Source organism: Streptomyces sp. P17, from assembly GCF_032436805.1.
Lineage (GTDB): Bacteria > Actinomycetota > Actinomycetes > Streptomycetales > Streptomycetaceae > Streptomyces.
Window position 1 is genome coordinate 38,836 of sequence record NZ_JAVRBF010000007.1, and the last position, 12,934, is coordinate 51,769.

General features: G+C 69.6%; 7 protein-coding genes and 1 tRNA gene. 1 reads left to right on the forward strand and 7 read right to left on the reverse strand.

Translation table 11 applies throughout. The features are described from left to right. Positions 1-112 precede the first annotated feature (112 nt). The gene (locus tag RMT89_RS06205) at positions 113-4,054 is read left to right on the forward strand and encodes an AAA family ATPase (protein ID WP_315882898.1); all 3,942 of its coding nucleotides are present in this window, start codon (positions 113-115) and stop codon (positions 4,052-4,054) included. A 194-nt stretch (positions 4,055-4,248) separates the two neighbouring features. Here RMT89_RS06205 and RMT89_RS06210 read toward each other — a convergent pair. The 7 genes from RMT89_RS06210 to gnd all read right to left on the reverse strand — a co-directional run bounded on the left by RMT89_RS06210 (position 4,249) and on the right by gnd (position 12,847). Then, a tRNA-Ile gene (locus RMT89_RS06210) sits at positions 4,249-4,325 on the reverse strand. A 112-nt stretch (positions 4,326-4,437) separates the two neighbouring features. Further along, a complete protein-coding gene (locus RMT89_RS06215; protein WP_315882899.1) occupies positions 4,438-5,160 on the reverse strand; it encodes a DUF3566 domain-containing protein in 723 nt (240 codons plus the stop codon). Positions 5,161-5,177: 17 nt separating this feature from the next. Continuing rightward, on the reverse strand, positions 5,178-7,772 hold the full coding sequence (gene gyrA, locus RMT89_RS06220) for a DNA gyrase subunit A (protein ID WP_315882900.1): 2,595 nt from the start codon (positions 7,770-7,772) through the stop codon (positions 5,178-5,180). A 42-nt stretch (positions 7,773-7,814) separates the two neighbouring features. Continuing rightward, positions 7,815-9,887, reverse strand: coding sequence for a DNA topoisomerase (ATP-hydrolyzing) subunit B (gene gyrB, locus RMT89_RS06225; protein WP_315882901.1), 2,073 nt, complete (start codon positions 9,885-9,887; stop codon positions 7,815-7,817). Positions 9,888-10,265: 378 nt separating this feature from the next. Further along, positions 10,266-10,814, reverse strand: coding sequence for a DciA family protein (locus RMT89_RS06230; RefSeq protein WP_315882902.1), 549 nt, complete (start codon positions 10,812-10,814; stop codon positions 10,266-10,268). Beyond that, complete coding sequence (recF, locus tag RMT89_RS06235) at positions 10,811-11,932, reverse strand: DNA replication/repair protein RecF (RefSeq protein ID WP_315882903.1); 1,122 nt, start codon at positions 11,930-11,932, stop codon at positions 10,811-10,813. Before recF ends, RMT89_RS06230 begins: the two co-directional genes overlap by 4 nt. Positions 11,933-11,971: 39 nt before the next feature. Continuing rightward, positions 11,972-12,847: a phosphogluconate dehydrogenase (NAD(+)-dependent, decarboxylating) gene (gnd, locus tag RMT89_RS06240; protein WP_315882904.1), complete on the reverse strand. Its 876-nt coding sequence runs from the start codon at positions 12,845-12,847 to the stop codon at positions 11,972-11,974. Between the last annotated feature and the right edge of the window lie 87 nt (positions 12,848-12,934).

Here is a 12,934-nt window from a genome sequence, read left to right on the forward strand (position 1 = left end):
AGTTGGGGCCCTTCCGGAGGAGGCCGCGGTTTTCCGTCCAGGGCTTAAGCGCAGGTCAGCCGTATAGAGTGAGTTTTCCGGTCCGGACGTCCAGGTGCGGGGAAAGTAAGGGGTGGAGGCCTTGAGTTCCGACTCAGGGGCACGCACAGCCTTCGCGGAACGCCTTGCGCTCCTGTACCGGGAGGCCGGCAACCCGCCCCTCAAGCGGGTCTCCGAGGCGGTCGTCCAGCTCCAGCGGGTGGACGAACGGGGCCGTCCGGTACGGGTGTCCGCGCAGCGCATCAGCGACTGGCGGCGCGCGAAGAACGTACCGGCTCAGTTCGCCGCCCTGGCCGCCGTGCTCCATGTCCTGATCCCGCAGGCCCGGCGCGCTCGTCCCGCGCCGGTCTCGCCCGGTCTGTACGACCTGCCGCAGTGGCAGTCGCTGTGGGAGCGGGCGGTGGCCGACCCGGTCGCCTCCGAGGAGGCCGAGGAGCCGCCCCCCGCGGTGAGCGTCTGCCCGTACCGTGGGCTCGCCTCCTACCGTCAGCAGGACGCCCGTTGGTTCTTCGGCCGGGAGCGCAGCACCGCCGCTCTCGTCGACCAGCTCCGGGCGGCCGAGCGCACCGGCGGACTGCTGATGCTGGTCGGCGCCTCGGGTGCCGGGAAGTCGTCCCTGCTCAACGCCGGTCTGGTGCCCGCCGTACGGGAGGGCGCGCTCGGTGGCGGGCGGGAAGTGCTGCAACTCGTCCCGGGCGCCGATCCGGTGAAGGAACTGACGCGCCAAATACCCGAACTCGCCGACGTGGCCGCACTGGACACGGACACCCCGCGCTTCGCGGAGGCCGTGCGCGAGGCCGTCACGGCGTGGGCCGCGCCCTCCGGTGCCCGCCCGGTCGTCATCGTCGACCAGTTCGAGGAGGCCTTCACCCTCTGCACCGACCAGCGGGAACGGCACACCTTCATCCAGATGCTGCACGCCGCGTCCGCCCCCGCCGACGGCAGCGGCCCCGCCCCCGCACTCGTCGTCCTCGGCATACGCGCCGACTTCTACGAACAGTGCCTCGGCTACCCCGAACTCGCCGACGCCCTCCAGCACCGGCACATGGTGCTCGGCCCGCTGACCGGCGCCGAGCTGCGCGAGGCCGTGACCGGCCCGGCCAAGGCGGTCGGCCTGGAACTCGAACCTGGGCTCGCCGAGCTGATCATCCGTGAGGTCAGCGCCGACGGCCCGCGCGGCGTCCATGACGCCGGTGTGCTGCCCCTGCTCTCGCACGCCCTCCTCGCCACCTGGCAGCGCCGCAAGTCCGGCCGCCTGACCCTGGCCGGCTACCGCGCCGCCGGCGGAATCCAGGGAGCGGTCGCGGCGACCGCCGAGCGGGCCTGGTCAGGCCTGGACCCGGCGGCCCGTACGGCGGCACGGCTGCTGCTGCTGCGCCTGGTCCGCCTCGGCGAGGACACCCAGGCCACCCGCAGGCGCGGCACCCGGCGCCAGCTCGCCGCCGAATCGACGGACCCCGACAAGACGGAGGAGTCCCTCGAAGCGCTGGTCCAGGCCCGTCTGGTGACCCTCGACGCGGAGACCGTGGAGATCACCCACGAGGCGCTGCTGCACGCCTGGCCGAGGCTGCGCGAGTGGATCGACGAGGACCGCGGCGGCAATCTGCTGCGCCAGCGCCTGGAGGAGGACGGCCGCGCCTGGGAGGACTCCCACCGCGACTCCTCCCTCCTGTACCGGGGCTCCCGGCTCGAACAGGCCCACAGCTGGGCGAAGTCGGCGGGCGACACCTTCCTGACCCGCAGCGCGGTGGAGTTCCTCGCGGCTTCGGTACGGCTGCGCAGGCGCACCCTGTGGATCAGCCGGGGCGCGGTGTCGGCGCTGATGGTGCTGGCGCTGGTGGCCGTCGGTTCGGCGGTGGTGGCCTGGCAGCAGCGCAACGACGCCGTGTTCGAGCAGGTGGTCGCCGAGGCGGACCGCGTCCAGTACACCGACCCGTCGCTGTCGGCCCAGCTCGACCTGGTGGCGCACCGGCTGCGCCCGGACGACGAGAGCACCAACAACCGGCTGGTCTCCATCGTCAACGCCCCGCTGGCCACCCCGCTCCTCGGCCACACCGGCGCCGTCTACCTCACCTCCTTCAGCCCCGACGGCAAGCTCCTGGCCACCGCCAGCTACGACCGCACGGTCCGGCTCTGGGACGTGAGCGACCCGGGCCGCCCGAAGCCCCTGGGCAAACCCCTCGCCGGCCATACGAGCTGGGTGAGCAGCGCGGTCTTCAGCCCCGACGGCCGCACCCTCGCCAGCGCGGCGGACGACGGCACGATCCGCCTGTGGGACGTACGGGATCCCAGCCGGCCCAAGCCGCTGCGCACGCCCCTGACCGGCCACAAGGGCACGATCTACCTGATCGCGTTCAGCCCCGACGGCCGCACCCTGGCCTCCGCGAGCGAGGACCGCACGGTCCGGCTGTGGGACGTCTCAGGACCGGACCGCCCGAAGACCGTCGCCACCCTGACGGGCGCCGAGGCCGCCGTGCGTTCGGTGGCGTTCAGCCCGGACGGCGAGACCCTGGCCGCGGGCGGCGACGACGACACCATCCGGCTGTGGAACGTCACCGACCCGCGCCGCCCGAAGCCGTACGACACCCGGCTGACCGGGCACACGGACCTGGTGCACTCCGTCGCCTTCAGCCCCGACGGCCGCACCCTGGCCAGCGGCGCCGCCGACGACACCGTCCGCCTGTGGGACGTGGCGGACCCCGGCCGCGCCACCCAGCTCGGCTCACCCCTGACCGGCCACACCGGCCCGATCTGGTCGGTGGCCTTCAGCCCGGACGGCTCCATGCTCGCCGCGGCCAGCGCGGACAGCACCGCGAGCCTGTGGAACGTCAGCGACCCGGCCTATCCCTCCCAGGTCGGCGAGCCGCTGGCAGGCAGCAGCGGTGAGATGTACGCGCTGGGCTTCAGCCCGGACGGGAAGACCCTGGCGACCGGAAGCGGCGACAGCAAGGTGCGGCTGTGGTCGATCCCGACGTCCGACATGTTCGGCCGCAGCGGCGCCTTCCGCCCCGACGGACGGATCCTCGCCACGGCCGCCCGCGACGGCAGCGTCCGGCTGTGGAACGTACAGAACCCGAACCGCCCCGCGGGCCTCAACAAGCCCTTCATGCCCGACGACGGCGGCCAGCGCTCCCTGCTGTTCTCACCCGACGGCCGCACCCTCGCGGTGCTGACGGGCAACCGCGCGGTCTACCTGTGGGACGTCTCCGACCCCACCCGCCCGGTCTCCTACGGCCCGCCCCTGACCCTGCGCACCCGCTTCATGGGCCCCGACGCGCTGGCGTTCAGCCCCGACGGCCGCACCCTGGCCACGGCCTACGACGACCGCACCATCCAACTGTGGAACATCTCCGACCCGCACCGCCCGACCCCGTACGGCTCCCCCCTCCACGGCCACCGCGGCTACGTCAACACCCTCGCCTTCTCCGCCGACGGCCGCACCCTCGCCAGCGGCAGCGCGGACGGCACGATCCGGCTGTGGAACACCACCGACCCCCGGCACACGACCCCGCTCGGCTCCCCGCTCACCGCCCACGAAGGCCCCGTCAACGTCCTCGCCTACAGCCCCGACGGCCGTAGGCTCGCCAGCGGCAGCGACGACGACACGGTCCGCCTGTGGGACGTCACGGACCCGGCCGGCACCCGGAGCCCCACCGCCACCCTGACCGGCCACACCGAGGCGGTCGTCTCCCTGACGTTCAGCCAGGACGGCCGCACCCTTGCCAGCGGCGGCAACGACAACACGGTCCGCCTGTGGAAGGTCGCCACCCCCGCCGAGGCCGCCCCCATCGGCGAGTCGATGAGCCCCAACGCCAAGACGGGCAACTTCCTGTCCTTCAGCCCCAAGAGCAACATGCTCGGCGTCTCCAGCGGCACCGACACGGTCCGCCTGTGGAACCTCGACGTCGACCGCGCCGTCCACCGCATCTGCGCCACCACCCGGGGCGTCCTGACGAAGGAGGAGTGGCAGGAGTACCTCCCCCGCCTCTCCTACGACCCCCCGTGCGAGCCCTGACGGGAACGTGATCCCGCTCACAACTCCCACCCGGCACCGAACGGCCGCCTCCCGCCGTTCAACCAGCCTTGTTACTGTTGGCCACAGCCCGATCGCTGGTGCATCCCCCGTCGCCAGCGATCGGGTCTTTTCCTGCCGCGCCCGCCTGTGAACGCCGAAGACCCCCGGTCCTGCTGGACCGGGGGTCTTCGTGCTGGTGGGGCTAACAGGATTTGAACCTGTGGCCTCATCCTTATCAGGGATGCGCTCTAACCAACTGAGCTATAGCCCCGCCGCGCTCTGCGGTGTGTGTCCCGCGCGCTGACTCCTGAAGATTAGCGCACGACGTGCGCAGTCCCAAAATCGGTTGTCGGGGAAACGTCAGGAGAGGTTTGAAACGGCGTTCACTCGTCCTCGGCCAGCGTCAGCTCCACGCCGCCCACGAAGCCGGCGGAGAGGTTGTAGATGAACGCGCCGAGGGTGGCGAGGGCCGTCGCGAGGACGACGTCGATGACCGCGATGATCGACGTGAACATCAGGACGTTCGGCAGCGACAGGAAGGACTGCAGGTCAAAGCCGTTGGACTCGTTGGATCCGGTGGCCTCCGAGATGGTGCCGCCGACCGTCGAGAAGACACCCATGGCGTCCATGACCATCCACAGCACCGCCGACGCGACGATGGTGCAGATACCGAGGGCGATGGAGAGCAGGAAGCTGACCTTCATCACCGACCAGGGGTCCGCCTTGGCCACGCGCAGACGTGCCTTACGGGTGCGCGGCATCGTCCGGGCTCCCGTGCGGGGCCTGCGGACCGCGCTCCCGGCAGCGGCCGCCGGATAGGCCTGCGGCGGGTGGTAGGGCCCGGAGGAGGGCCCCGGCTGTCGCTCGCCGGGCAGCGGCGACGCCGACGGCGCGGGCTGCGCCGGCTGCTGCTGGGCCGCCGGGGCCGGGCCGCCCGCGTACTGCTGGGCCTGCGGGCCTCGGGTGTCCGTCACAGTTCCCCCCTGGGATCCATGAGAGTCGGGTGAAGGCGAGTCGGTGGGCTGCGCGGCGGAGCCACGGCCGCCGCCGTCCGTCTCCGTACCCGTAGAGGTACCGGCCGATCCGGCGCCCGTGGCTCCGCTCACGTGACTCACTCCTCGTGCTACTCGGCCGAGGGCGCTCCGCCCTCGTCCGTGCCGGCGGCCGTGGCCGTCTCGGCGGTCTCGTCGACGGCGCCCGCGCCCTCGACTTCCTCCGCCTCGCGCCCCGCCTCGGCGTTACGTGCGATACCGACGACGGCATCGCGCTTGCCCAGGTTGATCAGTTGAACGCCCATGGTGTCACGGCCCGTCTCCCTGACCTCGTTGACTCGCGTACGAATCACACCGCCGCCGAGCGTGATGGCGAGGATCTCGTCGGTCTCCTCGACCACCAGCGCACCGACGAGCGATCCACGGTCCTCAACGATCTTGGCGGCCTTGATACCGAGACCGCCGCGCCCCTGGACGCGGTACTCGTCGACGGGAGTCCGCTTCGCGTACCCACCGTCGGTTGCAGTGAACACGAACGTACCGGGTCGAACAACATTCATCGAGAGCAGTTCGTCGCCCGCGCGGAAACTCATGCCCTTCACACCCGAGGTGGCACGGCCCATGGGCCGCAGCGCGTCGTCCGTGGCCGTGAACCTGATGGACTGTGCCTTTTTGCTGATCAGCAGCAGATCGTCCTCGGCCGACACGAGCTCGGCTCCGATCAGTTCGTCATCGGAACCGTCCTCCCGCTCCCGCAGGTTGATGGCGATGACGCCTCCGGAACGCGGCGAATCGTAATCCTTCAGAGAGGTCTTCTTCACCAGACCCGCCTTCGTGGCGAGCACCAGGTACGGCGCCGCCTCGTAGTCACGGATGGCGAGGATCTCGGCGATCGCCTCGTCCGGCTGGAAGGCGAGCAGGTTCGCCACGTGCTGGCCGCGCGCGTCCCGGCCGGCGTCCGGGAGCTCGTAGGCCTTCGCCCGGTAGACGCGGCCCTTGTTGGTGAAGAACAGCAGCCAGTGGTGGGTCGTGGAGACGAAGAAGTGGTCGACGATGTCGTCTTCCTTGAGCTTCGTGCCGCGTACGCCCTTGCCGCCGCGCTTCTGCGCCCGGTAGTCGACGGTCTTGGTCCGCTTGACGTAACCACCTCGCGTGACCGTGACGACGATGTCCTCCTCGGCGATGAGGTCCTCGATGGACATGTCACCGTCGTAGGGCACCAGCGTGGTCTTGCGGTCGTCGCCGTACTTCTCGACGATCGCGGCGAGTTCCGCGCTGACGATGCCGCGCTGGCGGATCGGCGAGGCGAGGATCTCGTTGTACTCGGTGATCTTCGCCTGGAGTTCGTCGTGCTCCTGGATGATCTTCTGGCGCTCCAGGGCGGCCAGTCGGCGCAGCTGCATCTCAAGGATGGCGTTGGCCTGGATCTCGTCGATCTCCAGGAGGTCCATCAGGCCCGTGCGCGCGATGTCGACCGTGTCACTGCGGCGGATCAGCGCGATGACCTCGTCGATGGCGTCCAGGGCCTTCAGCAGACCGCGCAGGATGTGCGCCCGCTCCTCGGCCTTGCGCAGCCGGAAGCGCGTACGGCGGACGATGACCTCGATCTGGTGGGTCACCCAGTGCCGGATGAACGCGTCCAGCGAGAGCGTGCGCGGCACACCGTCGACCAGCGCCAGCATGTTGGCGCCGAAGTTCGTCTGCAGGTCGGTGTGCTTGTAGAGGTTGTTCAGGACGACCTTGGCGACCGCGTCCCGCTTCAGCACGATGACCAGGCGCTGGCCCGTGCGCGAGGACGTCTCGTCACGGACGTCCGCGATGCCGCCGATCTTGCCGTCCTTCACCAGGTCGGCGATCTTCTGCGCGAGGTTGTCGGGGTTGGTCTGGTACGGCAGTTCCGTGACGACCAGGCACTGGCGGTTCTGGATCTCCTCGACCTCGACGACCGCCCGCATGGTGATCGAGCCGCGGCCCGTGCGGTAGGCCTCCTCGATGCCCTTGCGGCCGACCACGAGGGCGCCGGTCGGGAAGTCGGGGCCCTTGATGCGCTCGATCAGCGCGTCCAGGAGCTCCTCGTGCGAGGCCTCCGGGTTCTCCAGGTACCACTGGGCGCCCGAGGCGACCTCACGGAGGTTGTGCGGCGGGATGTTGGTCGCCATACCGACCGCGATACCGGCCGAGCCGTTGATCAGCAGGTTCGGGAAGCGGGCCGGCAGGACGGTCGGCTCCTGGGAGCGGCCGTCGTAGTTGTCCGTGAAGTCGACGGTCTCCTCGTCGATGTCACGGACCATCTCCATCGACAGCGGCGCCATCTTGCACTCGGTGTAGCGCATGGCCGCCGCCGGGTCGTTGCCCGGAGAGCCGAAGTTGCCGTTGGAGTCCACCAGCGGCATCCGCATCGACCACGGCTGCGCGAGGCGGACCAGCGCGTCGTAGATCGAGGAGTCGCCGTGCGGGTGGTAGTTGCCCATGACGTCGCCGACGACACGGGCGCACTTGTAGAAGCCCCGCTCGGGGCGGTAGCCGCCGTCGTACATCGCGTACAGCACACGGCGGTGGACGGGCTTGAGGCCGTCCCGGACGTCCGGCAGCGCACGCGAGACGATGACGGACATCGCGTAGTCGAGATACGAGCGCTGCATCTCCGTTTCGAGCCCGACGGGCTCGACACGCTGGGCGATGACGTCGCCCTCTTCAGGGGTGACAGGGGTGCTTTCGTCGGCCATTGCTGGTGAAGATCCTTCCTGGTGCGGTCAGCTGAGACCGACTCAGATGTCGAGGAAGCGGACGTCCTTGGCGTTGCGCTGGATGAACTGGCGGCGGGCCTCGACGTCCTCGCCCATGAGCACCGAGAACAGATCGTCGGCCTGGGCGGCGTCATCGAGGGTGACCTGGCCGAGGACGCGGTGCTCCTGGTCCATCGTGGTGATGCGCAGCTCCTCGGCGTTCATCTCGCCGAGACCCTTGAAGCGCTGGATCGAGTCCTCGCGGACGCGCTTGCCACGCTGCCGGCCCATCTCGATCAGCGCGTCGCGCTCGCGGTCCGAGTACGCGTACTCGACGTCGTCCCGGCCCCACTTGAGCTTGTACAGCGGGGGACGCGACAGGAACACGTGCCCGGCCTCGACCAGCGGCCGCATGAAGCGGAACAGGAAGGTCAGCAGCAGGGTGTTGATGTGCTGGCCGTCGACGTCGGCGTCCGCCATCAGGATGATCTTGTGATAGCGGAGCTTCTCGATGTCGAAGTCCTCGTGCACACCCGTGCCGAAGGCCGAGATCAGCGCCTGGATCTCCTGGTTCTGCAGGATCTTGTCGATCCGCGCCTTCTCGACGTTGAGGATCTTGCCTCGGATCGGGAGGATCGCCTGGTACTGCGGGTTACGGCCGGACTTGGCCGAGCCGCCGGCGGAGTCACCCTCGACGATGAAGATCTCGCACTTGGTGGGGTCGTTCGACTGGCAGTCGGAGAGCTTGCCCGGCAGCGACGCCGACTCCAGCAGGCCCTTACGACGCGTCAGGTCGCGCGCCTTGCGGGCCGCCACGCGCGCGGTGGCCGCCTGGATGCCCTTGCGGATGATGTCCGCGGCCTCCACCGGGTTGCGGTCCAGCCAGTCGTTGAGGTGCTCGTAGACCGCCTTCTGGACGAAGGTCTTGGCCTCCGTGTTGCCCAGCTTGGTCTTGGTCTGGCCCTCGAACTGCGGCTCGCTCAGCTTCACCGAGATGATCGCGGTGAGACCCTCGCGGATGTCGTCGCCCGTGAGGTTGTCGTCCTTCTCGCGAAGCAGCTTCTTGTCGCGCGCGTACTTGTTGATCAGGTTCGTCAGCGCCGCGCGGAAGCCCTCTTCGTGGGTACCGCCCTCGTGCGTGTGGATGATGTTGGCGAAGGAGTACACGCCCTCGCTGTAGCCGCTGTTCCACTGCATGGCGATTTCGAGGGAGAGGGCCTTGTCCTTGTCCTCTGCCTCAAGATCGATCACCGACGGGTGCACCACGTCGCCCTTGCGGGAGTTGAGGTACTTCACGAAGTCGACGATGCCGCCTTCGTAGTGGTACGTGACCGTCTTGACCTCGGCGGTCTCGTCCGCACCGGCCTCGTCCGCCCCAGAGGTGGCCTTCGCCGAATCGCGCTCGTCAGTGAGGTTGATCGTCAAACCCTTGTTGAGGAACGCCATCTCCTGGAAGCGCCGCGAGAGCGTCTCGAAGGAGTAGTCCGTGGTCTCGAAGATGTCGCTGTCGGCCCAGAAGGTGACCGATGTGCCGGTCTCCTCGGTGGCCTCGTGCTGGACCAGCGGTGCCGTGGGGACGCCCATCTTGTAGTCCTGCGTCCAGCGGTGGCCGTCGGTCCGGACCTCGACGGCGACCTTCGACGACAGCGCGTTCACCACGGAGACGCCCACGCCGTGCAGACCACCGGAGACCGCGTATCCGCCGCCGCCGAACTTGCCGCCCGCGTGCAGCACGGTCAGCACGACCTCAAGGGCCGGCTTGCCCTCGGAGGGGACGATGCCCACCGGGATGCCTCGGCCGTTGTCCACGACCCGCACGCCGCCGTCGGCGAGGATCGTCACCTCGATGGTGTCCGCGTGGCCGGCCAGCGCCTCGTCGACCGAGTTGTCGACCACCTCGTACACGAGGTGGTGCAGACCGCGCTCGCCGGTCGAGCCGATGTACATACCGGGTCGCTTGCGGACCGCGTCCAGGCCTTCGAGGACGGTGATGGCACTCGCGTCGTAGGACGCCGTGACTGAGGCCTCGGCGACTCCGGCCGCGGCCTCGGTGGACGGGATGTTCTCGTTGGGGTTGCCGGAATCGGCCACGAAGCGCCCTTTCTGGCACAGCACAAGCCAGGCTCTGGGAGTCCCCCCTCGGGGGAGGGTGCCGGAGCGGCTGCGGCATGTTGCGTTGGTAAGCCTTGATCAGCGTTGCTCAGCTTGTCCCGGACGGTCCCCACGGATGGGGCGGGATTAGCTTCCAGTCTACCGGTAGCGCCGACGGTGATGGGGGTTTGCCGGTACCTGAGTCCGCATGTGCCGCCCTGAACCGGCGTCTCCCGACTCCCCATATGCGGAGCGGGGCTCCAAGAGGCTCACAGAGGCACTCAGCGCTTCGGAGTGTCAACCCTTTGCTACTTGGGAGTCAGGTCGAGTGCGCGAGGGGATCCATCACCGCGCACAGATGTACGACACCGCCGACACCGATCCCCTCGTACGTGATGTACGTCACCCGTAGGTGTCGCCGGGTCCGGTGCTGCCCGGGGCCCGCAGCGGGCCGTAGCGACGGGCGGGGCCGCCGGGGTTGAGCACCTTGATCATCCGCACCGTGCCGTGCCCGAGGTCCTCGTTGAGACGGGCGACCAGCGTGGGCGCGAGATGGCGCAGCTGAGTCGCCCAGGCCGTGGAGTCGCACTGCACGACCAGCACCCGCTCGTCCTCGTCGTAGTTCTGCGGCACACAGTGGTTCGCCAGATCCGGCCCCACGATCTGCGGCCAGCGGCCCATCACCCCGCCCACCGCGGCCGGCGTCTCCCAGCCGCGCTCGGTGATCAGCCGGTTGATGGCGGCGCCCAGCGCCATCGGGTCGCGGCCGTCGGCGCGCGCACCGGAGCGCAGACCGCCGCCGCGCCGCGCCTGCTTCTTCTGCTGCGCCGCGTCCCCCCGCGCGCGTGCCTGTTCCCTCGCCGCGCGCAACGCCACGCGCGCGAGGTCGACACCGGACGGCTCGGGGGCCTTCTTGGGGTCCTCGGGCTTCTTGGGGTTCTCGGCGGTCATACGCGCTCCACCGTCCCCTCGGCCACGGTGTACCGCGCCCCCGTCAGTACGTGCGGCACGTCGTCGTCGACCGCCGCCGTCACCAGCACCTGCTCCCCGGGCGCGACCAACTCGGCAAGACGCTCCCGGCGACGGGTGTCCAACTCGGCGAAGACATCGTCGAGCACGAGCACCGGCTCATTGCCCTCGGCCCGCAACAGGTCGTAGGAGGCCAGCCTCAGCGCCAGCGCATAGGACCAGGACTCGCCGTGCGACGCGTACCCCTTGGCCGGCAACTGCCCCAGCTTGAGCAGCAGATCGTCCCGATGCGGTCCTACGAGGGTGACGCCCCGCTCGATCTCCTGCTTGCGGGCGTCCGCGAGCGCGGCCGTCAACTGCCCGTACAGATCCTCACGCGTGTGTGCCTCACCGGGAGCGGACGGCTTGTAGTCCAACGCCAGCGGGCCGCCGCCGGGAGCCAGTTGCTCGTACGCCTTGTCCGCCAGCGGCTGGATCGCGGCGATCAGGTCCATGCGCTGGGCGAGCAGTTCCGCGCCCACGCGCGCGAGATGCTGGTCCCAGACGTCGAGGGTGGACAGGTCCATCGAGCGGCCGCCGTGCCGTCGGGCGAGAGCGGCCGACTTCAGCAGGGTGTTGCGCTGCTTGAGGACCCGGTCGTAGTCGGAGCGCACGCCTGCCATCCGCGGGGAGCGCGCGGTGATCAGCTCGTCCAGGAAACGGCGGCGCTCACCGGGGTCGCCCTTCACCAGGGCCAGATCCTCCGGCGCGAACAGCACCGTCCGCACGATCCCGAGGATGTCCCGCGGCCTGACCTGCGAAGACTTGTTGATCCTGGCGCGGTTCGACTTGCCCGGGTTCAGCTCCATCTCCACCAGCTGCTGCCGCTCGCCCTGCTTGACCTGCGCCCGGATGATCGCCCGGTCGGCGCCCATGCGGACGAGAGGGGCGTCGGAGGCGACGCGATGGCTGCCGAGGGTGGCGAGATAGCCGACGGCCTCGACGAGATTCGTCTTGCCCTGGCCGTTGGGGCCCACGAAGGCGGTGACGCCCGGGTCGAGCGGAACTTCGACCCGGGCGTACGAGCGGAAGTCGGCCAGCGACAGATGCGTGACGTGCATGGTGGTGCGCCGACCTCCCCCGGTGCTTGTTCTCGCTGGTTACTTCTTCTCGACCGCGTGGCCGCCGAACTGGTTGCGCAGCGCCGCGATCATCTTCATCTGCGGAGAGTCCTCCTGGCGCGAGGCGAACCGCGCGAACAGGGAGGCCGTGATCGCGGGCAGCGGCACGGCGTTGTCGATGGCGGCTTCCACAGTCCAGCGGCCCTCGCCGGAGTCCTGTGCATAACCGCGCAGCTTGTCCAGGTGCTCGTCCTCGTCGAGGGCGTTCACCGCGAGGTCCAGCAGCCAGGAGCGGATGACCGTGCCCTCCTGCCAGGAGCGGAAGACCTCCCGGACGTCGGTGACGGAGTCGACCTTCTCCAGCAGCTCCCAGCCCTCGGCGTAGGCCTGCATCATGGCGTACTCGATGCCGTTGTGGACCATCTTCGCGAAGTGCCCGGCGCCGACCTTGCCGGCGTGGACCGAGCCGAAGTCGCCCTCCGGCTTGAGCGCGTCGAAGACCGGCTGCACCTTGGCGACGTTCTCCGCGTCACCGCCGTACATCAGCGCGTAGCCGTTCTCCAGGCCCCAGACGCCGCCGGAGACACCGCAGTCCACGAAACCGATGCCCTTGGCGGCCAGCTCCTCGGCGTGCTTCTCGTCGTCCGTCCAGCGGGAGTTCCCGCCGTCCACGACGACGTCCCCGGGCTCCAGGAGCTCGGCGAGTTCGTCGACGGTCGACTGGGTGGCGGCACCGGCCGGGACCATCACCCACACGACGCGCGGGCCCTTGAGCTTGCCCACAAGCTCTTCCAGGCTGTGGACATCCGCGAGGTCCGGGTTGCGGTCGTATCCGACGACGGTGTGGCCCGCGCGGCGGATCCGCTCGCGCATGTTGCCGCCCATCTTGCCGAGGCCGACGAGACCGAGCTCCATCAGTTGTTCCTTAGGTTGCTGTGGCGTGAGTGGCACCTTCGTACCTGTGTCCGAGCCTAAACCCGGACGGTCACGCACACCTGTGGG